19 protein-coding genes are annotated in these 21,812 nt (G+C 53.5%); 8 read left to right on the top strand and 11 right to left on the bottom strand.

What is annotated here, in order from left to right:
* Window positions 1-3: 3 nt before the first annotated feature.
* Entirely contained in the window at window positions 4-714 is a 711-nt protein-coding gene (locus MWU63_RS11820; RefSeq protein WP_247078071.1) for an SIMPL domain-containing protein, read from the bottom strand.
* A gap of 140 nt (window positions 715-854) precedes the next feature.
* Between MWU63_RS11820 and MWU63_RS11815 the strand changes: the two genes are divergently transcribed.
* Window positions 855-3,389 (top strand): hypothetical protein, encoded by a 2,535-nt coding sequence (locus MWU63_RS11815; RefSeq protein WP_247077966.1) that lies wholly within the window; start codon window positions 855-857, stop codon window positions 3,387-3,389.
* A gap of 46 nt (window positions 3,390-3,435) precedes the next feature.
* Here MWU63_RS11815 and hppD read toward each other — a convergent pair whose 3' ends face one another.
* Window positions 3,436-4,533, bottom strand: a complete 1,098-nt coding sequence (gene hppD / locus MWU63_RS11810; protein ID WP_247078069.1) for a 4-hydroxyphenylpyruvate dioxygenase — start codon at window positions 4,531-4,533, stop codon at window positions 3,436-3,438.
* A 119-nt stretch (window positions 4,534-4,652) separates the two neighbouring features.
* Between hppD and MWU63_RS11805 the strand changes: the two genes are divergently transcribed.
* Window positions 4,653-5,126, top strand: coding sequence for an Lrp/AsnC family transcriptional regulator (locus MWU63_RS11805; RefSeq protein ID WP_213889988.1), 474 nt, complete (start codon window positions 4,653-4,655; stop codon window positions 5,124-5,126).
* Between the two features lie 10 nt (window positions 5,127-5,136).
* A complete protein-coding gene (locus tag MWU63_RS11800) occupies window positions 5,137-7,002 on the top strand; it encodes a cation:proton antiporter (RefSeq protein WP_213889997.1) in 1,866 nt (621 codons plus the stop codon).
* Here the strand turns inward: MWU63_RS11800 and cobT are convergent.
* Window positions 6,999-8,012, bottom strand: a complete 1,014-nt coding sequence (cobT, locus tag MWU63_RS11795) for a nicotinate-nucleotide--dimethylbenzimidazole phosphoribosyltransferase (RefSeq protein ID WP_213889999.1) — start codon at window positions 8,010-8,012, stop codon at window positions 6,999-7,001. The two genes, MWU63_RS11800 and cobT, sit on opposite strands and share 4 nt — an antisense overlap.
* 78 nt (window positions 8,013-8,090) lie before the next feature.
* Here cobT and cobS point away from each other — a divergent pair, with 78 nt between their 5' ends.
* Window positions 8,091-8,864: an adenosylcobinamide-GDP ribazoletransferase gene (cobS, locus tag MWU63_RS11790; protein WP_213890001.1), complete on the top strand. Its 774-nt coding sequence runs from the start codon at window positions 8,091-8,093 to the stop codon at window positions 8,862-8,864.
* 64 nt (window positions 8,865-8,928) lie between these two features.
* Here the strand turns inward: cobS and MWU63_RS11785 are convergent, their stop codons facing one another.
* The 5 genes from MWU63_RS11785 to MWU63_RS11765 all read right to left on the bottom strand — a co-directional run bounded on the left by MWU63_RS11785 (window position 8,929) and on the right by MWU63_RS11765 (window position 13,863).
* Window positions 8,929-9,453 (bottom strand): CarD family transcriptional regulator, encoded by a 525-nt coding sequence (locus MWU63_RS11785; RefSeq protein WP_213890002.1) that lies wholly within the window; start codon window positions 9,451-9,453, stop codon window positions 8,929-8,931.
* Between the two features lie 305 nt (window positions 9,454-9,758).
* Window positions 9,759-10,097, bottom strand: a complete 339-nt coding sequence (gene fdxA, locus MWU63_RS11780; RefSeq protein WP_213890003.1) for a ferredoxin FdxA — start codon at window positions 10,095-10,097, stop codon at window positions 9,759-9,761.
* A 52-nt stretch (window positions 10,098-10,149) separates the two neighbouring features.
* Window positions 10,150-10,548, bottom strand: a complete 399-nt coding sequence (locus MWU63_RS11775) for an RNA-binding S4 domain-containing protein (RefSeq protein WP_247077964.1) — start codon at window positions 10,546-10,548, stop codon at window positions 10,150-10,152.
* Window positions 10,549-13,281: a helicase-related protein gene (locus MWU63_RS11770; RefSeq protein ID WP_213890124.1), complete on the bottom strand. Its 2,733-nt coding sequence runs from the start codon at window positions 13,279-13,281 to the stop codon at window positions 10,549-10,551.
* 24 nt (window positions 13,282-13,305) lie between these two features.
* The gene (locus MWU63_RS11765; protein WP_213890005.1) at window positions 13,306-13,863 is read right to left on the bottom strand and encodes a tetratricopeptide repeat protein; all 558 of its coding nucleotides are present in this window, start codon (window positions 13,861-13,863) and stop codon (window positions 13,306-13,308) included.
* A gap of 69 nt (window positions 13,864-13,932) precedes the next feature.
* Between MWU63_RS11765 and MWU63_RS11760 the strand changes: the two genes are divergently transcribed.
* From MWU63_RS11760 to MWU63_RS11750, 3 genes are all read left to right on the top strand, one after another.
* Window positions 13,933-14,220, top strand: a complete 288-nt coding sequence (locus tag MWU63_RS11760; RefSeq protein WP_213890007.1) for an SCP2 sterol-binding domain-containing protein — start codon at window positions 13,933-13,935, stop codon at window positions 14,218-14,220.
* A gap of 3 nt (window positions 14,221-14,223) precedes the next feature.
* Window positions 14,224-15,156 carry an alpha/beta hydrolase gene (locus MWU63_RS11755; RefSeq protein ID WP_213890014.1) on the top strand — a complete coding sequence of 311 codons (933 nt, stop codon included), beginning with the start codon at window positions 14,224-14,226 and terminating at the stop codon, window positions 15,154-15,156.
* A 95-nt stretch (window positions 15,157-15,251) separates the two neighbouring features.
* Window positions 15,252-17,078: a M3 family oligoendopeptidase gene (locus MWU63_RS11750; RefSeq protein WP_247077962.1), complete on the top strand. Its 1,827-nt coding sequence runs from the start codon at window positions 15,252-15,254 to the stop codon at window positions 17,076-17,078.
* Between the two features lie 89 nt (window positions 17,079-17,167).
* Here MWU63_RS11750 and rpoH read toward each other — a convergent pair whose 3' ends face one another.
* Window positions 17,168-18,064 carry an RNA polymerase sigma factor RpoH gene (gene rpoH, locus MWU63_RS11745; RefSeq protein WP_247077961.1) on the bottom strand — a complete coding sequence of 299 codons (897 nt, stop codon included), beginning with the start codon at window positions 18,062-18,064 and terminating at the stop codon, window positions 17,168-17,170.
* 158 nt (window positions 18,065-18,222) lie between these two features.
* The gene (locus MWU63_RS11740) at window positions 18,223-19,281 is read right to left on the bottom strand and encodes an RluA family pseudouridine synthase (RefSeq protein ID WP_213890017.1); all 1,059 of its coding nucleotides are present in this window, start codon (window positions 19,279-19,281) and stop codon (window positions 18,223-18,225) included.
* Between MWU63_RS11740 and MWU63_RS11735 the strand changes: the two genes are divergently transcribed.
* The gene (locus MWU63_RS11735; protein WP_213890018.1) at window positions 19,280-19,591 is read left to right on the top strand and encodes a DUF6476 family protein; all 312 of its coding nucleotides are present in this window, start codon (window positions 19,280-19,282) and stop codon (window positions 19,589-19,591) included. The genes MWU63_RS11740 and MWU63_RS11735 overlap by 2 nt on opposite strands.
* Here MWU63_RS11735 and MWU63_RS11730 read toward each other — a convergent pair.
* Window positions 19,588-21,762, bottom strand: a complete 2,175-nt coding sequence (locus MWU63_RS11730) for a DEAD/DEAH box helicase (protein WP_246531743.1) — start codon at window positions 21,760-21,762, stop codon at window positions 19,588-19,590. The two genes, MWU63_RS11735 and MWU63_RS11730, sit on opposite strands and share 4 nt — an antisense overlap.
* Window positions 21,763-21,812: the final 50 nt, after the last annotated feature.

Genomic DNA, 21,812 nt, shown 5'->3' with positions numbered 1-21,812 from the left:
GGTTTATGCTCCGCCAATCTCAAACACGATAGTGATGCTTGCGGTGGTTGTGATTTCGCCCTGCGCGATTGGCACTGCACCGCGCACCATCGATTCCGCCTGCATCATCATGGGTTGAGCAACGTGCTGGCCCGCCTCAGAAATCGAAATAACGGCGCCAAGTTCCACCCCCGCCGCCTGCGCATAAAGCGCAGCTTTGCGCATCGCATCCTCTACAGCTCTTTGCCTTGCGAGATCTTCACTTTCCTGCGGTTCATTCAGACCAAAACTCAGCCCAAAAAACTGGTTCGCACCGCTATTGAGCACGGCATCCAGAATTTCGCCCATTGCATCAAGGTCCCGGATTCGAACATTCAGCATATTCGAGGCGGTAAAACCCACAACTTTCGGAGCCTCGCCACGACTTGAGCCGCTGTGATCTATCCGTGGCGAAAGATTTAACTGACTTGTTTGCACATCACGCGCTTCTATCCCCGCTTCTGTCAACGCGTCGAGCATTTCGGCAACCTGGACAGAAATAGTGGCCATCGCTTCGGCTGCAGTTTTGCCCTCGGTAGTGACACCCATTGATATGGTCGCCATATCTGGTGTCCCTTCTACCCGTCCGTCACCAGTAACGACGATTTGTCGTAAAATCCCATCGGCCATTGCACCTGAGCACAAAAAAACCGAAACCATCAATATTCCCAAAAACCGCATGATTTTTCCTTTCATATCCCGCACAGTTCCTCTCTTTGACGCAGCCCACAAGCAATTCCTTGGCATTATATTTTCTTGAGCTATTTCCTGCTTTAGAACTATAACTGTCTTCGGGATGTGTTCGTTACTTTGGGTTACTGTGATAGATCAACAAGATGAAGCCAAGTTTCGCCCTTAATCTCTCGCTCGAAGGCATTAGCCTGCTGCACCGCACCCCCGGTGGGTGGCATCTGGTTGGCGAGGTTGATGTAGAGAGCGCTGATCTTGCGGATACCCTTGGGTTTTTGCGGCAAACGGCCGCTGGTCTGGACTCTGCTGGTGTCACAACAAAACTAATCTTGCCCAATACGCAAATCCTGTATTCATTGATTGATGCACCCGGTCCGAGCGTCAGTGACCGCGAATTTCAAATTCGCGCCGCGCTCGCGGGCATGACCCCTTATGCAGTTGACGAACTGGTGTTTGATTGGAAACCAGCCGGTGACAAAGTAAAGCTTGCAGCGGTCGCGCGTGAAACGCTGGAAGAAGCAGAGGATTTCGCCGTCCAGCACAAATTCAACCCGCTGAGTTTTGTAGCGAATCCCGAAGCGAACGATTTTGACGGTGAACCCTTTTTTGGAGAAACCCAGATCGCATCCTCCCTGCTACACAAAGGCGAGCAGTTAGAGCGTGATGCTTTTGCCGTTAAAATTGTACCTTTACCCGAAGCCGCCCCCCTGAAACGGCCCGAACCAACAGAACAAAAGGTTTTGGAAGAGCTTGAAGAACTTGAAGAGGTTGAGGTAACCGAAGACGTCGAGGCAATCCAAGACGTTGGGGAAACCAATGACGTCGAGGCAATCGAAGACGTTGAGAACACCGATCACGTTGAGGAAACTGAAGACGCTGAGGAGACCGATCACGTTCAGGTAACTGAACCGCATATCACAGATAGCGCCATAGCGCTTGAGGATCATGACGATAGCGAGCCTATAGACGAACTCCCGGAGCTATCACTTGAACCCGAAGATACAGAGGCTGAGGCTGAACGCGACCCTGTTCCGGCATTCACCTCAAGCCGGCAGGACACGGACCAGTTGGGCACACCCGAGTCCGATATGTCGGCAGATCTTCCTGCTGCGCGTCTTGTGGTTTTGCCGGGCGATAGTGAAGGTTCGCCACCCAAGGTGGCCGCTGCAGCAAAGCCGATGATTGTAACTGCGGCTGTGGCGCCAGACATGCCGCCGATCGAAAAGATCAGACACACGCCAGCGCCAACCATTACGCCCACCGAAACACCAGAGCTTGTAGCGCCGGTGATTGCGCCCAAACCCGACCATCAAAGCGAAAATTTCGGATTGTCTGAACCTTCATCTGCATTTGCGACAAATATCCCTGATTCAGCGGTGGCCGTGTTTGGCGCGCGGAAAAAATACTTTCAGGGGGGTAAACCCCCGCATCTAGGCCTTGTGTTAACCGCCGTCCTGATAGCCATCATGGCGCTCTTGGCCGTCTGGTCGGTTGTTTTCCTGGACGATAACACGAGCGGGTTGAACGAGGAAAATCCAAGCATCAACGAGACAGCGTCAACTGCCGAGATACCAGAGGTTTCCCAAGCTCAAAACTCAGAGGAAGTTCTGGCCGCTATCGACGATGCGATTGAAGGTGCTCAGGACACGATCCTCACAGAGGAAACTGAGCTACTCACCGAAGAGGCCGAGATCGAAATTACAGAGGCTCCGGAGCCTGTTGTGCCGATGACGATGGAAGAAGCAGAGGAAGCTTATGCCGATTCTGGTATCTGGCAACGCGCTCCCGATGCACCGGACTTCTTGTTGCCTGAAAGCATTGAAGAACTTTACATCGGGTCGATTGATACGCCGACCACGACACATGACGCCGTTGCCCTGCCCGCGTTTGACCCGGAACCCGGCGCTGGCCAGATCAAAGCGCTGAACAATCCGGCAAGTTCCGGAACGGTCTTTACACTTGATGACCGTGGGCTAGTTATTCCCTCAGCAGAAGGAACAGAAAACGCGGATGGTATTCTGGTCTTCGCAGGCAAACCTCCGGTCGTGACACCTTCGCGTCCACGAAGCGCTGTATTGCCAAACTCTGTTCAGATCGACGAAACCGTAACTGGGCAAAACACCGCTCTCGCCGGGTTTCGCCCTGCAGCCCGCCCTGCGGATCTGCAACAACAGCACGAACGAGGACGGTTCGGTGGTCTGACTCTTTCAGAGCTATCGTCGAAACGACCTGTTGCACGACCGGCATCGCCGCAAACCGAACCTACGGTTGACAACACGCCAACAGCGCTTGCTGTGTCACGTTCTCCTGCCCCGCGAAACCGGCCCGGTAACATAAGTGAACTCGTTGCTGCCGCCCGCGCAAACACCCAAAATGCGACAGTAGCAGCTACCGCAGTTGCCGCTGTGCCGACAGGCAGAGCCCCGACAATCCCAACCCGTGCGTCCGTTGCGAACCAGGCGACAGTTACAAATGCGATCAACCTGCGCCGCATCAGCCTGATCGGCGTCTACGGAACATCATCTCAGCGCCGTGCGCTCGTGAGGTTGCCAAGCGGGCGTTACGTTAAGGTCGAAATTGGCGACAGGGTCGACGGCGGTCGGGTCGCCGCGATCGGCGCGCAAGAATTGAGATACGTTAAAGGCGGGCGGAATATTACACTAAGGATGCCCGAAATATAAAAGGCCCCGCCAAAAGACGAGGCCCAGTTCGAGATTGTTTGAGCATCTATTCCGCTGCAATCTCTCCCCGATCAATCTGATCTTGTTCAATTGATTCAAACAGTGCTTTGAAATTGCCTTCGCCAAAGCCATCGTCGCCTTTGCGCTGAATAAATTCAAAGAAGATCGGCCCGATCACGGTTTTTGAAAAGATTTGGAGCAGGATTCGGGTCTCGCCCCCATCGACCACACCTTCGCCGTCGATCAGGATGCCATGTTTCATCATCCGGTCCAGAGGTTCGTCATGCCCAACCACCCGCTCTTTGCTCTTCCTGTAGTAAGATTCCGGTGGGCCGGGCATGAACTTCACACCATTTCCAGCAATCACATCGGTAGAGCTATAAATATCATCTGTTCCGACAGCGATGTGCTGAATGCCTTCACCGTTATATTTTTTCAGATAGGCAACAATCTGTCCGGTTTCCCCGCGATCTTCGTTAATCGGAATGCGGATACGCCCACAGGGCGAGGTTAGCGCGCGGCTGAGAAGCCCTGTAAACTTGCCTTCGATATCGAAGAACCTGATTTCTTTGAAATTGAAGATATCCGCATAATAATGAAACCAGATATCCATATCGCCTTTGTGCACATTGTGCGTCAGGTGGTCGATGTAGTGAAAGCCAACGCCCTCAGGCCACTTTTCGGCAATCCAGTCAAAATCTGTATCGTAGGCGGTTTCGTCACCGCCATTGGTGTCAACAAAGTAAATCAGCGATCCGCCAATTCCAACAATCGCAGGCACGTTCAACGTTTTATCCGCATCTGTGTAAGGTGTTGCGCCTTTGGAGACGGCACGATCATGAGCAACCTTGGCATCCACCACACGCCATCCCATCGAAGGCGCGCAGGGGCCGTGTTCCGCGACAAACCGCATCGCCATGGAATCGGGCTCTGCGTTCAGGATGTAGGTAATGTCCCCCTGCCGCCATAGTTCAATCTGACGTGTTTTATGGGTTGCGGCGTGGACGTAGCCCATACGCGCAAACAATTCACGCAATTCTTGCGGCTCAGGGTGTGCAAACTCTACAAATTCAAACCCGTCCGTACCTGCCGGGTTCTCTGTGCTGATCTTTGATTTCGGCGCATTATGTGGAAAAGGTCCCAGTGCGACAACTCCTGTTCACATTTGGGTGTAATGATACCGCACCTATCGCGCCTTATGTGCGCGTCTTACCCATAATAAACAGATTGATTTGCGGAGTACCCGCATATAAACTGCAAAACATGCAAGTATCTCGCGCAACCATTGACCAAACTGATTGCCGCCTTCTCTCGGAATTGCAGCGGAATGCCTATCTGACCGCACAGGAATTGGGCGACCTTCTGCATCTTTCCGCAAGCCAGGTGGGCCGGCGCAGACAACGGCTGGAAAGCGAAGGCTACATCGTCGGCTACTCTGCACGGCTAGACCCCTCGCGTGTTGGACTGACCGTTCAGGCCTTTGTTCAGGTTCAGATGGTCAACCACGCCGCGGATACGGCAAAAAGCTTTGCAACGTTAATTGAAACACGACCGGAAATTATTAGCGCATGGACACTCACCGGAGAAGCAGACTACCTTTTGCGGGTTTTCTGTGACGATCTACCAGCGCTAAACACGCTTATTCATGATATCCTTTTAACTCACCCCACCGTTGGGCGGGTGCAAAGCCAAATTGTAATGGACCAGTTCAAGTCCGACGCGCCACTGCCAACCTGAGGTAAGTATTTTGGACAGTTTTTTGTTTCTTGCGACAATCTACCTCGCGGCGGCCGTTATCGCGGTTCCGTTTGCTGCGCGGTTGGGTCTTGGGTCGGTCCTTGGGTATTTGCTTGCAGGTATCGTAATCGGGCCAATCATGGGTTTCATTGGCACCGAATCACAGAATTTACAGCATTTTGCTGAATTCGGTGTTGTCATGATGCTGTTTTTGATCGGGCTAGAACTTGACCCGCGCGCTTTGTGGAACATGCGGATGCGCCTGATCGGGCTTGGTGGTCTTCAGGTTGTTCTAACAACGTCTGTCATCACCAGAATTGCGATCTGGCTGGGTCAACCCTTTACAGTTGCGCTGACCATTGGGTTGATCTTTTCGCTGTCCTCGACTGCGATCGTCCTGCAAACGCTCAATGAAAAGAAACTCATGCAGACGGGCGGTGGACGATCTGCATTCTCGGTTCTGCTTGCGCAGGATATCTTGGTTATCCCGATGCTCGCGATAATTCCGTTGCTGGGTGTCTCTGATCTTAAGATCTACGGCCTTGAACATGTTAACGAGTCACACAGCTTTTCACTGGTTGCAGGGTTGCCCGGCTGGGGGGTAACTCTAGTGACGCTCGGCGCGATCGCTTCGGTCGTACTTGCAGGCATATTTCTGACACGCCCCCTGTTTCGCTATATTCACACCGCCAATTTACGTGAAATGTATACTGCAGTTGCCTTGCTGATCGTTATTGCAATTGCGTTTCTCATGACGCTTGTCGGGCTCTCACCTGCGCTTGGCACGTTTTTAGCGGGTGTCGTTCTGGCAAACACAGAATTTCGTCATGAATTGGAAGCGGATGTCGAGCCTTTCAAGGGCCTGCTGCTTGGTCTGTTCTTCATCACGGTGGGTGCTGGCATCAGTTTTTCGACCCTCTTTGCCGACCCTCTGCTTTTCGTTGGCCTCGCTCTTTCGATCATGATGGTAAAGGGTATCATTCTGTTTATGCTTGGCAAAGTCTTCAAGCTAAAAGGCCGCGACCAATGGCTTTTCACGCTTGGTCTTGCCCAGGCCGGAGAGTTCGGATTCGTGCTCACCAGTTTTTCGGCACAGGTGAACGTTATATCAGGCGAATATGAAGACAGAATTCTTCTGGTCATCACGTTGTCGATGTTGCTGACGCCACTGTTCTTCATCCTCTACGATGTCCTGAGCAAACGCATGAAAGAGGCGACCACAGCACCCGAACATGATCAGATCGACGAACAATCACCAATCATAATTGCTGGTGTCGGACGATTTGGGCAGGTTGTGAATCGGATGGTTCAGCTTGCAGGCAAAAAGACAACCGTTCTAGATCATGACCTCGGCACGATAGAGGTCATGCGCAAATTTGGCGTGAAAGGTTTTTTTGGTGATCCGACACGCCCTGAACTCCTGCATGCGGCTGGTCTTAAAGAAGCAAAGGTTCTTGTTGTTGCCGTTGACGACCCCAAGGCGGCAACCAAATTGGTGCAGCTTGCAAGGCGTGAACGCCCGGATTTGCATATTATCGCCCGCGCGCATGACCGTATTCACACCTACGAATTATATCGGGCTGGCGCGAATGATATCGTGCGCGAGATGTTTGATGGTTCGCTACGTGCCGGGCGCTATGTTCTTGAAAACACGGGGCTAAGCGAATTTGAAGCAGCAGCTCATGAAAAAGCATTCTACAAACTTGACCGCTATGCGCTCCGTGAAACTGCAGCGCTGTGGGACCCAGGTATCCCAGTCTTGGAAAACAAGGCATATATGGAGCGTTCGAATGAGCTTCGCATAGAGCTTGAGGCCGCAATCTTACAGGAAATTTCAGATGATCAGCAGAAAAAACAAGATAGCGAGCAAAGTTAACCGTCGCTCACACCTGCTTCGGCAAAGGTAGCCATTCCCGAGTGGCAGGCGATCGCGCCTTTCAGCACGCCTATCGCCAATGCAGCGCCAGACCCCTCGCCCAATCGCATACCCAAATTCAGAAGCGGCTCTTTACCGAGGTGCGACAGGACATCTGCATGTGGCCCCTCTGCCGAAAGATGCCCTGCGATTGCGTGGTCAAGTGCCTCTGGCGCAACCCGGTGCAGAACGGCCGCTGCGGATGAACAGATAAAGCCATCAAGAATAACCGGAATACCCTCTGAACGGGCACGCGCGATTGCCCCGGCCATTGCTGCTATTTCGCGCCCGCCAAGGCAGCGCAAGATTTCAAGCGGGTCAGAGGTTGCGTGAAGCGTGACACCTTCGTTCACAACGCGTGTCTTGTTGTCCAGCCCCGTATCATCGACACCTGTTCCCCGGCCCGTCCATACAGACCCATCCCCGCCAAAAAGCGCCGTCAATATTGCGGCGGCTGACGTTGTATTTCCGATCCCCATTTCGCCCGTAACCAGAAGGTCCGCCGCCGGATCAACCGCCTTCCACCCCGTGGCCAACGCGTCAACCACTTCTGCTTCGCTCATGGCTGGCGATTTGGTAAAATCAGCCGTTGGTGTGTCAAGCGACAGCGCGTGCACATCCAGTTTTGCACCAAAACAATCAGCCAACTGGTTTATAGCGGCGCCGCCGTGCTCGAAATTCAAAACCATCTGCGCGGTGACTTCGGCCGGGAACGCAGAGACCCCCTGTGCCGTCACGCCATGATTGGCCGCAAAGATAATAATCTGTGGATTATCCAGCGAAGGCCTGTCCGTGCCGCGCCATCCGGCATACCAGATCGCAATGTCTTCCAGTCGGCCAAGCGCGCCAGGGGGTTTGGTCAATTGACCGTTGCGTGCCTCGGCAGCTTTCATCGACCCACTATCAAGCTTCGGCCCCGCCTTTAGGCAGGCGCGAAATTCTGCGAGCGTGGAAAAGGCAGCGTTTGACATGTATGGGCCTCGTTGAATATGCGTTGCGCTCTGTTTAACGCTTGGCGCAGACTTGGAAAGAGACAGAAAGGCAAATTAATGGCCGAAGCCGACACAAAACTGATTGCGGCAGGGGATTTTTTGAATTCCCTTGGTCTGCTCAGCCGATTGCCCATCCCTGTCGACACGAATGCCGCAACCTTGCGCGGTGCTGCCGCCGCTTGGGCCTACCCGCTTGTAGGGGCAGTACTGGGCGCCATAGCAATGATTGTCGGATGGGTCGCACTTTGGCTGGGCCTTTCTGCGCCGCTTGTCGCTGCCTTTACTTTGTGCACGCAAATCATGATCACCGGGGCGATGCACGAAGACGGGCTTGCCGACACCGCCGATGGTCTTTGGGGGGGATGGGACCGGGCAAAACGTCTTGAGATTATGAAAGACAGCCATATCGGAACCTACGGTGTTGTCGCGCTTGTTCTGTCATTGCTGGCCCGCTGGGCGGCGATCAGTGCCTTGATCGCGGGCGGTTCCGGACTGATGTTTCTCGTTGCAACCGCCGCGCTTTCCCGTGCGCCAATGGTTGCGGTGATGTCCTGGCTTCCAAATGCACGGCAGGGCGGATTTTCTGCAACGGTTGGTAAACCTCAGACACGAACAGTCTGGATAGCAACTGGTCTCGCAGCTGTGCTTGGCCTTTTGATTTTGGGGGGCACGGCAGTTTGGGCGGTACTCTGGATTTGCGTTGCAGCTTTTTCAGTAGCGCTGCTTGCGCGTGCAAAAATCGGCGGCCAGACGGGTGACATCCTTGGCGCAACCCAACAAATCTGCGAAATCACCGTTCTTGCGGTGCTCTGTTCACAAATTACGCTCTAAAAAAGCCGCCCCCGAAGGAACGGCTTGATTTTGATGTATCGCCCAATTTGGGCAGTTATTTAACTCAGGCAGCAGCAGGTGGCGGCGCTCTGCGTGCAAGAACATCGCCAACTTCGCGCTGTGCGCTCAGCTCATCTGCGCCGGAAACTGCTGCAACTTCGCGGGTCATCCGTTCAAGCGCTGCTTCGTAAAGCTGACGCTCCGAATAGCTCTGCTCGCGTTGATCATCCGTACGATGAAGGTCGCGCACGACTTCAGCAATCGCAATCAAATCACCAGAGTTGATTTTTTGCTCGTACTCTTGCGCCCGGCGCGACCACATTGCGCGCTTCACTTTCGCCTTGCCTTTTAGCGTGGCCATGGCGCGCGCTACGATATCAGGCGAGGAAAGAGACCGCATCCCAACTTCTGTTGCCTTGTTCGTTGGCACACGCAGAGTCATCTTGTCCTTCTCAAAAGAGATCACAAAAAGCTCCAGATTCAGGCCTGCGACTTCCTGCTCTTCAATCGATATGATTTTTCCGACACCATGAGATGGGTACACAACAAAATCATTCGGACGAAAGTCAGGCTTTTTAGATTTACTCATATGTTCTTGTCTTCCTCGATTGCACCTGAAAGTCAGCGAAAAAAAATAAACGGAAAAAACACTTTTCCCGGTTTCTAGTTTTTGGCGCTAATAAAACCACCCTCAAGGCTCGCCGCCCCCAGGATGGTGATTCAGGTATCTTTCAACATTTACAGTGTCAGTATAACAGAAAAACGGCTCCTTCGAAAGCGCCGCAGCGCAGAAGAGTCTCTTAAGACATATATTTCAATGACTTATAAGATAAACTTCCAGTAAAACTGTGTCATTCAGCGTGTGTCTACGCCGCAGAAAAACGAATCACCTTATCAGCCACCTTCACCCGGCGTTTCCGAAAAATACTTCTCGAGCTTGCCTTCTTCCCCGTCACGATCTTCTGCCTCTGGCAACGGGTCTTTTTTCGTGATGATGACTGGCCAAAGCTCTGAATACTTCCGGTTAAATTCAACCCACTTGTCCATATCCGGCTCGGTATCGGGGCGGATCGCGTCTGCAGGGCATTCAGGCTCGCAAACACCGCAGTCGATGCATTCATCCGGATGGATAACCAACATGTTTTCGCCTTCGTAAAAGCAATCAACCGGGCATACTTCTACACAATCGGTGTATTTGCAGGCGATACAGGCGTCGTTGACAATATAGGTCATGCGGATACTCAGGCTGATGTGACTTTGCGCCTAGCTAGTGCAGAGGCGCGGATCATTCAAGCATTCTAGGGTTGGAAAGAAGCATAGTGCGGCGATCTTTCTTAGTTGGACGACCTTTTCCTTCGGTTCTTGGCGCACCCGGAACGCTTTCCCGAATGGGAGTGCGATCTTCGTAAAGCGCCTGCGCCTCAGTTGCAGGGCCTCGCCGGGTGCTAAGCGTAAGAACTTTCACCACTCTTATGGTCTTGCCTTGCGGGAAACTGAGGATATCCCCCACCTTTAAACCGAATGCCGGTTTTGATACTTTGTCAGCATTTACATGTACGTGACCACCAGAAACCAGCTTGGTTGCAAGGCCACGTGTCTTAAAGAACCTTGCGTGCCAGAGCCATTTGTCGAGCCTGATAGATGGGTGTTTGCCCTCTTCCGGCTGTATTTGCCTCTGAGCCACTTACGATTTGTTCCTCAACCCCATAAGTGCGGCCGCAAATGGATTGTCCGGATCAATCCGGTCTTTCTTTTGCAGCCGGGACTGTACCGGTACGGCATTTTGATGCGACGCGCGATTTGGCTTGGGTTTTCCACGTGGTTTGCCCTTGGCACCTGCTTTAACCTGCGGTTTGCTGCGCGCCCAGGTGAAGGTGTAGAACACCTCCTTCTCGACTGGCTCCACTTGTTCAGCTTCGCCGTCACTGGTTGCCGGCGATTCCGCTTCCTCTGCGGTTTCGGGTTTATCCACAAGTTCTGGAACGGCTGATTCTTGCGATATTTCAGCGGGTTCAACCGCCTCTACGACGGGTTCGGCTTTTATTTTATCACGTTCGCCGCGTTCGGCGTTGTACCCCAGACCCTTCATAAGGTCGCTGAACTGTTCAAGCGTCATTCCGGTGATCGAAAGCATGTCGGGCTTGGCCTCAAAGCCGTTCCGGCTATCTTCCGTCCGAAGCAAATCGGCAAGCCGTTCCAGCATATCAACACGAATTGCACGTTCTCCGGCTTGGCGGTACCCGGCCATCAGGTGATAGCCTTCGGGGGCATCTTTAACGGCAGGAATCGTTACCAGACCAGGTGGTGGGCTTTCCGGGAACTCTGAAAGATTTTGCTTTATGGACCACAACAACAAGCGCAAGCGTGTCGCCGCAGGTTTAAGCAAAATTGGCATAAAGATCGTGAACTGCCCAAACCGAATTCCGTGCTTACGCAGCGCACCCCGTGCATCCTGATCAAGTTCTTTGACCTCGGCAGCGACCTGTTCGCGTGGCAGCAAACCGTTCGCCTCGACAATCCGAAACGCAAACCCCCGTGCAATGCCAGTCAGTGTTTCATCACGTGACATCGCCATCAGGGGTTCGAACAACGTAGCAATTTTTCTGTCGATGAAATGCTGGAGCCTGCGATTCACCTTTTCCGCGACGTCAGATCCTGCCTCTTCGTCAACAAAGGCTTCAACGCTTGGTTTGGTTGCTTCGTCGCCAGCCATGACCTTACCAACCGCATACGCGCCCCACATCAGACCACCCTGTTCAGTGTAATCTATCTCTGTGTCGGGAGCATTGTAGAACCTGTCAGCACGCAGATGAAATTCCGGCGCCAGCGCCTGAAATGCGGCCGCGCGTAACGTTTTTGCCTGATCCGGAGAGGCGGTTTTATCCTGACTGAAACGAAACCCTTCGAGACGGCCGACAAACTCGCCCTCAACCGTCACTTCACCTTTATCATTTACGTTGGCCACCAGGCCCTCCTTCTGCTTCAACCGCCGCAACAGAATGCTTGTACGCCGATCAACAAATCTTTGGGTCAGCGCATTGTGTAACGCATCTGACAGGCGATCTTCTACAGCGCGCGTCGCCTCTCGCCAATGGTTTTCGTCATCAACCCACCCGCTTCTTTGCGCGACATATGTCCAGGTGCGAATATAAGCCAGTCTTTTCGACAATGTGTCAATGTCGCCATCGACGCGGTCTATCCTTTTTATCTGTGCCGCAAGCCAGCCATCCGGGACCCGGCCAAGATCATGCAAATATTCAAAAATCTGCGCGAGCAGGGCGGCATGTTCCGCGTGCGAGATTCCCCGGAAATCAGGAATCCGGCACACGTCCCAAAGCAAGCGCACATCTTTTGCCGATCCTATCTTTTGCCGAACGTCTCCCGTTTCTGAAATGCTGCGCAGGGCAAGCAGATCATCTGCATCGCGCACCCGCACAAGACGCGGGTCGTCCGTGTTTTGTTCGAGCGATGTGATCAACCGTTCAGCAGACCCGAATTCAAGCCGAGCATTGCGCCATTGCAGTTTCTTCAGTGGCGCGAAGCGATGATTGCAAATGGCGTCGACCAAACCGTCGTCAAAGGGCATTGCTTCGCCCGTCACGCCAAAAGTACCGTCGCTCATGTGGCGCCCGGCACGTCCCGCGATTTGCGCAAGCTCATTTGGGGCAAGCGCGCGCATACGGCGCCCGTCAAATTTGCTGAGTCCTGAAAAAGCGACATGGTCAATATCCAGGTTCAGCCCCATTCCAATCGCGTCTGTCGCAACAAGGTAGTCCACATCCCCATTCTGGTACATTTCGACCTGAGCATTCCGCGTGCGCGGTGACAAAGCCCCCATAACAACAGCAGCCCCACCCTTTTGCCGGCGTAAAAGCTCTGCAATCGCGTAAAGGTTTTCGACTGAAAACCCGACAATTGCGCTTCTGGGTGGCATTTTGCTTATCTTTTTCGAACCTGAATAGCTTAGCTCTGAAAACCGCTCGCGATAAAGATATTGAGCCCGGGGAACAAGATCAGCGATAACGCTTTTCATCGTGGATGCGCCCATGAACAGGGTTTCCAATTGCCCGCGTGCCCGCAATAGCCGGTCCGTAAAGACATGCCCGCGCTCCGGATCGGCGCATAGCTGAATCTCATCGACCGCCAGAAAATCAACACCCATGCCATCTGGCATCGCTTCGACAGTGCAAACCCAATACTGAACCCGCGCTGGCACAATCCGCTCTTCGCCAGTTACAAGCGCCACCACGCTGGGCCCGCGTAACGTGACAATCTTATCGTATACTTCGCGCGCAAGCAGACGCAAAGGCAGGCCGATCACACCCGTTCTGTGTGCCAACATGCGTTCAATCGCATAATGGGTTTTTCCGGTATTTGTCGGGCCCAGAACAGCCGTAATCCGAGCCTGCTCGCCCATCGTCATAACCAATCTTAGCTGTCGTCAGATATCCTGACCATCCACCTGGCTTTCAAGCCGTTCGATGGCAGTAATTACGTCAGGACGATGCGGATGTATAGCGGTGACCTGACGAAAAACAGCCAGCGCCTCTGAAGGCCTTTCAAGGTCTTCGAGCATCACGCCCAATCCAGTGAGGGCTGCAAAATGGCGCGGGTTTAAGGAAAGCGTGGTGTAAAGATCAGCCATTGCAGGACCATACAGACCTATCTGATAATAAGCGCGCGCGCGTGCGTTCCACCCTTCGGCAAAATCTGGCGCATGATCAATGAGAGCAGTTAAATGCTCTATGGCGGCCTCGTAATCTTCTTCCTCAAGCGCCTGATTGCCGCGTTGAAGCAGCAAATTCATCGAGGCCGATCCGCTACGCGACCATTCTTGCCAGATCTTTTCCTCCACAACCTCCCAATTCTGTAAATCAGGCTGTGCGAGAAGCGTAAAAAGATCATCCAGACCCTCTTCAGCCCGAACAGGTACAGAAAAAGTTAACAATACGCAAAATAACGCAACGATAGGTTTGAGTATGTTGAAAAATACGCTCATAACGAGTGCGAGTGTAACCTAACTGTCGGGGAAATCCAGAACCCGCAGTTCACAATTGGAGGATCGCGCATGAGCGATGTTGTTGAGGCAGCTGTAGCCACATTGAACGGAAAAGGTATTGCCGGTTTTAGCGGAACAGCAAAATTTGTGATCGAGGGCGAAGGCGCGCTTATGATCGATTCTGATGGCGCCCGCGCGGGTGACGAAGAGGCAGAGGTTACGCTGAGTTCCGACGCAGATACCTTCAAAGGTATTCTGGATGGTGACGTAAACCCAACCACCGCATTTATGACTGGCAAACTGAGCGTTGACGGCGATATGGGCCTTGCAATGCAGCTTGGCGCTGTGCTGAGCTAAGCGATGCAACCGGCCCCGCTTTACTCAGATGTCGCCGATGCACCGGATGGAGGCGCAGCCTACTGGCTGAACACTGTCGATGACGTACGTATTCGGATTGGGGTCTGGGACAAAGGCAACAAGGGTACAATTTTGCTGTTCCCGGGCCGGACGGAATACGTCGAGAAATACGGCCGGACCGCGCGTGACTTTGCCACGCGCGGCTATGCAATGCTATCTATCGACTGGCGTGGACAAGGCCTGGCCGACCGGTCGCTTGATGACCCGGCTACCGGCCATGTCGTTGAGTTCAAGGACTACCAGTATGACGTTGACGCTGTTGTTAAGGCTGCGCGCACCCTTGGTTTACCGGAACCCTACTACCTTGCCGCACACTCCATGGGAGGCTGCATTGGGCTTCGATCGCTAATCGAAGGCTTTGATGTCAAAGCAGCGATGTTCAGTGCGCCTATGTGGGGCATCCTCATGGGGCCACCTGTGCGACCCGCCGCCTGGGCTTTGTCCTGGGCGGGTGCGCAGCTTGGATTTGGGCACAAATACGCACCGGGCACGAGACCTGAAACCTATGTCTCGGCAGCACAGTATGAGAATAACCTGCTAACCACGGATGCTGACATGTATAAATACATGCAGGATCAGGTTGCGAAACACCCAGACCTCGCCCTCGGTGGGCCAAGCTTGCAATGGTTGTACGAAGCGCTGACTGAAACGCGCTCTCTGGGCTTGATGTCTGCACCCGATACACCGGTTTTGACGTTTCTTGGCAGCAACGAACGCATTGTAGATAGCAAGGCCGTACACCAAAGAATGGCAAACTGGCCATCAGGGCAGTTCGTAATTGTTGATGGCGCTGAACATGAGGTCATGATGGAAGGGCCGGAAACGAGACGGTCCATAACCGATCAAACCACCGCATTTTTTGCCGGAAACAGGTAAGTTTTCTCAAATTCTTAGTGACAATTCAGAATGGCGACTTGCACCCCCCCGGCAACGCGCCCTATCTCTGGTTCTGAAACATAGATGAGGTTCCAATGCGTTTTGATCTGCCCTGCCCCGTTTTTGATGCCAACGCCAGCCCGGCCAGCGGAAACCTGGGGAAGCTGCCTGAATGGGATCTCAGCGATCTTTACAAGGGTGAAGACGCTGTCGAACTGACGAACGATATGACCTGGCTGGAAAAAGCCTGTGCAGACTTCGCTGAGAGCTACGAAGGTAAACTGAACACGCTTAATGCTGATGGCCTGCTCGGATGCATCGAAGCCTACGAGAAGATTGAAATGATTGCCGGGCGCGTCATGTCTTTTGCGGGTCTACGCTATTACCAGCTTACAACGGACGGTGGGCGTGCGCAGTTCATGCAAAACTGTCAGGAAAAGATTACCGATTTCACCTCGAAGCTTGTGTTTTTCTCGCTTGAAATCAACAGGCTAGATGACAGCGCGCTTCAGGCTTTGTTTGACAAGAACGCCGCGCTTGCGCGGTACAAACCTATTTTCGACCGTTTGCGCAAGATGAAGCCTTACCAGCTTTCGGATGAGCTTGAAAAATTTTTGCACGATCAATCCAGCGTCGGGTCTTCGGCTTGGAACAAGCTGTTTGATGAAACCATTGCCGGCCTCACGTTCGAAATTGAAGGCGAAGAGCTGAACATCGAAGCAACGCTCAATTTCCTGACAGATCAGGATCGCAGCAAACGCGAGGCTGCGACACGTGAACTGGCGCGGGTATTTGGTGAAAACGTGAAACTTTTTGGCCGCGTCCACAACACATTAGCCAAGGAAAAAGAGATCGAAGACCGCTGGCGCGGCATGGAAACACCACAGACAGGGCGCCATCTGTCAAACCATGTGGAACCCGAGGTTGTCGAAGCCCTGCGCAATGCGGTTGTCGCCGCTTATCCAAAACTTTCGCACCGTTACTACGCGCTGAAAGCGAAATGGCTTGGGCTTGATAAAATGCAGGTCTGGGACAGGAACGCCCCCCTGCCCGTCGAAGACGAAAAGATCGTTGGCTGGGACGAGGCTGAGAAAACAGTGCTCGACGCCTATTCTGATTTTGCACCCGAAATGGCCGAAATCGCCAAGCCATTCTTTACCGACGGCTGGATTGATGCCGAAGTAAAACCCGGCAAAGCCCCCGGTGCCTTTGCACACCCGACCGTAACCAACGTGCATCCCTACGTGATGCTGAACTATCTTGGTAAACCGCGCGATGTGATGACGCTGGCGCATGAACTTGGGCACGGCGTACATCAGGTTCTTGCTGCAGATCAGGGCGAACTTCTGTCGTCAACGCCGCTTACTTTGGCTGAAACCGCAAGCGTTTTTGGCGAAATGCTGACCTTCCGCAAACTGCTGGCAGGCGCAAAAACCGACGGAGCGCGTAAAACGCTTTTGGCCGGCAAGGTCGAAGACATGATCAACACGGTGGTCCGCCAGATTGCGTTTTATGATTTTGAGTGCAAACTTCACGCTGCCCGTGCTGGTGGTGAACTGACGCCCGAAGATATCAACGCGCTCTGGATGTCTGTTCAGGCCGAAAGTCTGGGTCCTGTTTTCGAGTACATGGACGGCTATGAAACCTTCTGGAGCTATATTCCGCATTTTGTGCATTCGCCGTTTTACGTTTATGCCTATGCCTTTGGCGACGGCCTCGTGAATGCGCTTTATGCGGTTTACGAAGAAGGTGATGCAGACTTTCAGGAGAAGTATTTCAAGATGCTGAAAGCAGGTGGCTCCATGCATCACAAAGAACTGCTTGCACCCTTCGGTCTTGACGCCTCTGACCCGAAATTCTGGGAAAAGGGGCTCTCAATGATTTCAGGTATGATTGACGAGCTTGAAGCAATGGAAGGCTGAGACGCCAAAACCAAGAAGTTTCTCATTGCTATGCAAGATACAAAAAGCCCGGCCAGATGCTCTCAAAGCTTCCACTGGCCGGGCAATTTTTAGGTGCGTTCCAGAATACCCTTTGAGCGGGCCAATTCACGCATACGTTTTTGCAGCTTTTCAAAAGCGCGCACTTCGATCTGGCGAATACGTTCGCGGCTAACGTTATATTGGCCTGAAAGTTCTTCCAGCGTAAGCGGCTGGTCTTGCAGGCGGCGCTGCATAAGAATGTCACGCTCGCGCTCATTCAGCACATCCATGGCCTCTGACAACAGTTCGCGCCGAACTTCAAGCTCGTCTCGCGCCTCATAGTCACCTGCCTGATCAGCGTCTTCGTCTTCCAGCCAATCCTGCCATTGCATCGTGCCTTCGCCTTCAGAGCCGACTACAGCGTTCAATGACGCGTCCCCGCCCGACAGACGCCGGTTCATCGAGATGACCTCGTTTTCGGTCACATTCAGATCCGTCGCGATTCTGGTGAGGTGATCAGGCGTAAGATCCCCTTCTTCCAAAGCGCCGATACGGCTTTTGGCCTTGCGCAGATTGAAAAATAGCTTTTTCTGTGCCGATGTCGTCCCAAGCTTTACAAGTGACCAGGAGCGCAGCACATATTCCTGAATCGAGGCGCGAATCCACCACATCGCGTAAGTCGCGAGGCGAAAGCCTTTTTCCGGGTCAAAGCGTTTCACAGCCTGCATCAGGCCAACATTCGCCTCGGAAATCACTTCTGCTTGCGGCAACCCGTAGCCACGGTAACCCATCGCAATCTTTGCGGCCAAACGCAGGTGCGATGTGACGAGCCTGTGCGCGGCTTCACTATCTTCGCGTTCGACCCAGCTTTTGGCCAGCATGTATTCTTCTTCCGGCTCCAAAAGCGGGAATTTACGGATTTCCTGTAAATAGCGGTTCAAGCCTTGTTCCGGCGATGGTGCCGGTAGCGTTGTATAATTGCTCATTTTGCGGCCCCTATTCCTTCCTCTTGCCCTCATGTATAGGGCATTAACATAGCATTAACTAAGTATCCAAGCACTCGGTTTCAAGGTCGAAATCGTTACCAAACAAGATTACCACAAACTGTGAACACCAGATGTCAAATGCCAGTGATTGAAACGTATTATCGCGAAACTGTTACGGATGTTTCACCCCGCAATGAAGCGACCAACTGTTGCATATCATCCGGTAAAGGGGCTGAAAAGCGAAGCACTTCGCCTGTAACAGGATGCTTGAACCCCAAAGTCGCAGCATGCAGCGCCTGACGCGGAAAATGTTTGGCGGCCTCGGTTCCTGCTTCGCCCACGGCCTTCAGCGCCAGTTTGCGCCGCCCTCCGTAGGTTGGATCCCCTATAAGGCCATGCCCCGCATGCGCCATATGAACCCTGATCTGGTGCGTCCGACCTGTTTCCAGCCAGCATTCCACCAGAGACGCAACAGTCGGCGTACCAAAGGTTTCGACAATCCGCGCACGTGTAACCGCATGACGTCCACCTGAAAAAAGAACTGCCTGTTTCTGGCGATCATGTTTGTGACGCGCGAGCTGTGTTGTAATCCGCATGATGTTGCCAGTTTCAAAGCTAACGCCTTTTGTGCCACGCACACGCGGGTCCGCAGCGTCCGGTGCACCGTAAACAACCGCCAGATAGTGCCGTTCAACGCTATGTTTTTCAAACTGCTCAGCCAGCCCATGATGCGCCTTGTCTGATTTGGCAACGACGAGCAAACCAGAGGTATCTTTGTCGATCCTGTGTACGATTCCAGGGCGTTTAGACCCGCCAACGCCCGACAGCGTATCACCGCAATGCGCGAGCAGCGCATTTACCAGCGTACCCGATGGTGTTCCCGGTGCCGGATGAACGACCATGCCAACAGGTTTGTTCACAACAATAAGATCGTCATCTTCATAGACCACATCAAGCGCGATATCCTCGGGCTTCATGTGGGTTTCCTCCGCAATCGGAATTTCTATGGTAATCTCATCTCCTTCGGAAACCTTTGCCTTGGGGTCAGTCAATTTTTCACCACCCCGCGACACGGCACCCGCCCCGATCAGTTTCACCAGCCTTGAGCGCGAAAGCGACGCTTCCTCTGGCACGTCACGCGAAAGCGCCTTATCAAGGCGGGGCGGCGGATCAGCCGCAATCACGACCGTGATGATAGAAAGGGATGGCTTGGCCATGGACGATGCTCCGACACCGGAAGAGCTTCCGGCAAACCTGAAATTTCTGCGCCTGTTGGTGACCGTTCTGACCGGCACTATGATTGCGGGACTTGTAATCATCATCGCGTTGTTTGTCATCCGCTTCAGTGAGAAACCTGTAGCTCAGTCTGCACCACTACCAGAGGCAATCACTTTACCGGATGGCACCACAGCCACAGCCTTTACACAAGGGCGCGACTGGTATGCAGTCGTCACCGCAAGCGACGAAATCCTGATCTTTGATCGCACGTCTGGCACCTTGCGCCAGACGATCCGTATAGAACCCTAGTCGCGTGGTTTGATCTTGCTTTTTGGTTTTGATCCGCCTGCGCGCGCTTTTGATTTTGGCGCTTTGAACGACTTGCTGGGGTCGCTGTAGGCGCTTCCCTTACGCTTCGGTTTGCCAGGCGGTGTTCCGCCTGCATTTCCCGCAGGTTTAGGGCCCGATTTCGTAAAAGGCTTGCCCGCAGGTTTGTCACCAAAACCACCAGATTTCGCATCAGATTTTACGCCTGGCTTCCCACTGTACTTTGCGCCCGGGGTTTTTGAAACATGGCGTGCTTTGCGCGGCGCATTTTCTGCTGGCTCAGCTCTATTTGATGCCTCAGAACCCGGACGTCGCGGTGCTGCGTCGGCTGCGCCCCCAAATTTCGACTCCCATTGCTTTGCTGGCTTGGCACGGGGCTTGTCCGCATACGCAGGCCGTGGCGCGCGTTCTGCTTTCTCGGGTTTTCCGGGCTTTGTAAATTTACCGGGCTTAACCCGTTCTTCATTCGTTTTGTCACCACGAGGCTTGCCGAAAGGCTTCTTGTACCTTTCTTTTGGCGCTCCATCGCGAGGTTTAAAACTAGATTGACCCGCTGGCGGACCATCCATTTCCGTTACTTTGATGCCATCTTCCAGTTCGGCCTTCGGGCCAAGGGACCCAAAGAATTTTTCGGCGATGCTATGTTCCAACTCTACGCTGGTTTCATTCTGCTGCATCCGGATCGCACCAATATCGTCCTTGGTAATGTCTCCGGCACGGCACAGCATCGGTAAAATCCAGCGCGGCTCTGCACGCTGATCACGCCCGATCGAAAGCCTGATCCAGGTGCTTTTTGCAAATCCTTCACGCGCTTTGCGCTGTTCCGGCGCTGCGCCAAGATCGAGTGTTTGTAATTCTTCTGGCGCTGATCTGCGCGACTGATGCAATTGAACATAGGCCGTCGCAATCTGTTCCGGTGAAAACCGTTCCAGCAATTCTTTCGTCAAGGTGGTCAGTTCCAACTCTGAACTGGCCGCAGCAGCCATATCTGCAATCAAGCGTTCGTCATCCCGCGCGCTGACCTCGGCGGCGGTGGGCGGGTTTGCCCAAGAGGCGTTGATTTTGGCAAATTGCAGCAAGCGCTCTGCTTTCTTGCGCGCCCGGACGGGAACAATAATCGCGCTAACCCCTTTTTGGCCAGCGCGGCCAGTTCTGCCTGATCTGTGCAACAATGCTTCTTTGTTTTGCGGCAGGTCAGCGTGCACGACGAGCTCGAGCCCCGGCAGGTCGATCCCACGCGCCGCAACATCCGTTGCAATACAGACCTGAGCACGTCCGTCCCGCAAGGCTTGCAAGGCATGGCTGCGCTCTGTCTGGCTCAATTCTCCAGACAACGCGACGACAGTAAAACCGCGGTTGTTGAACCGCGCAGTCAAATGCGTCACCGCCGCTCGGGTTGCACAAAAAACGATGGCTGTTGGCGCATCATAGTAGCGCAGCACGTTAATAATGGCGTTTTCACGATCTTTATCCGTTGTCACCAGCGCGCGGTATTCAATATCGACATGCTGTTTCTGCTCTGCAGTTGTTGAAATACGCCGCGCATTGTTTTGATAGGTCTGCGCAAGTTGTGCGATTTGCTTTGGCACGGTTGCAGAAAACATCAATGTACGCCGGTCTTCCGGAGCCGCACCCAGAATAAACTCCAGGTCCTCGCGAAACCCGAGGTCAAGCATTTCGTCTGCTTCATCGAGAACCGCAGCGCGCAGCTCGCTCATATCAAGAGAGCCGCGTTCAATGTGGTCGCGCAAACGACCCGGCGTTCCAACGATAATATGTGCGCCCTTGTCGAGCATCCGCCTTTGCGTGCGCATGTCCATCCCACCGACACAAGAACCGATGCGTGCACCTGTTTCCGCAAACAACCACTGCAATTCACGTTCGACTTGCAAAGCCAGTTCGCGCGTCGGCGCAACGACCAGAGCCAGAGGAGCCCCTGCCCGCTCAAAACGTTCTTCTTCCCCCAGCAACGTTGGCGCCAGCGCAAACCCGAATGCAACTGTTTTGCCCGAACCCGTCTGAGCAGAGACCAGCAGGTCGCGCTCTTCGAGGTCTGGCTCCAAGATCGCTTCCTGTATCGGAGTCAACGCTGTGTATCCACGCGCGACCAGCGCTCGGGACAGCGGCGCGGGGATGCCTTCAAATTCAGTCATTTCGGGTCTTTCAGATACGGAAGCGGGTTTAGCCAGCAGGGAAGCGTGCC

Origin of the sequence: Pseudohalocynthiibacter sp. F2068 (assembly GCF_023015645.1) — a bacterium.
In the GTDB taxonomy this organism is placed as follows: domain Bacteria; phylum Pseudomonadota; class Alphaproteobacteria; order Rhodobacterales; family Rhodobacteraceae; genus Pseudohalocynthiibacter; species Pseudohalocynthiibacter aestuariivivens.
This window is presented reverse-complemented; position numbering and strand designations above follow the sequence as displayed.

Coding starts and splice junctions, on each gene's coding strand:
- MWU63_RS11765 (WP_213890005.1), bottom strand. CDS start 13,863: ATGAGCGTATTTTTCAACATACTCAAACCTATCGTTGCGTTATTTTGC.
- MWU63_RS11770 (WP_213890124.1), bottom strand. CDS start 13,281: ATGGGCGAGCAGGCTCGGATTACGGCTGTTCTGGGCCCGACAAATACC.
- MWU63_RS11785 (WP_213890002.1), bottom strand. CDS start 9,453: ATGAGTAAATCTAAAAAGCCTGACTTTCGTCCGAATGATTTTGTTGTG.
- MWU63_RS11750 (WP_247077962.1), top strand. CDS start 15,252: ATGCGTTTTGATCTGCCCTGCCCCGTTTTTGATGCCAACGCCAGCCCG.
- MWU63_RS11755 (WP_213890014.1), top strand. CDS start 14,224: ATGCAACCGGCCCCGCTTTACTCAGATGTCGCCGATGCACCGGATGGA.
- MWU63_RS11730 (WP_246531743.1), bottom strand. CDS start 21,762: ATGACTGAATTTGAAGGCATCCCCGCGCCGCTGTCCCGAGCGCTGGTC.
- MWU63_RS11760 (WP_213890007.1), top strand. CDS start 13,933: ATGAGCGATGTTGTTGAGGCAGCTGTAGCCACATTGAACGGAAAAGGT.
- cobS (WP_213890001.1), top strand. CDS start 8,091: ATGGCCGAAGCCGACACAAAACTGATTGCGGCAGGGGATTTTTTGAAT.
- MWU63_RS11740 (WP_213890017.1), bottom strand. CDS start 19,281: ATGGCCAAGCCATCCCTTTCTATCATCACGGTCGTGATTGCGGCTGAT.
- rpoH (WP_247077961.1), bottom strand. CDS start 18,064: ATGAGCAATTATACAACGCTACCGGCACCATCGCCGGAACAAGGCTTG.
- MWU63_RS11735 (WP_213890018.1), top strand. CDS start 19,280: ATGGACGATGCTCCGACACCGGAAGAGCTTCCGGCAAACCTGAAATTT.
- MWU63_RS11805 (WP_213889988.1), top strand. CDS start 4,653: ATGCAAGTATCTCGCGCAACCATTGACCAAACTGATTGCCGCCTTCTC.
- fdxA (WP_213890003.1), bottom strand. CDS start 10,097: ATGACCTATATTGTCAACGACGCCTGTATCGCCTGCAAATACACCGAT.
- MWU63_RS11820 (WP_247078071.1), bottom strand. CDS start 714: ATGAAAGGAAAAATCATGCGGTTTTTGGGAATATTGATGGTTTCGGTT.
- MWU63_RS11815 (WP_247077966.1), top strand. CDS start 855: ATGAAGCCAAGTTTCGCCCTTAATCTCTCGCTCGAAGGCATTAGCCTG.
- cobT (WP_213889999.1), bottom strand. CDS start 8,012: ATGTCAAACGCTGCCTTTTCCACGCTCGCAGAATTTCGCGCCTGCCTA.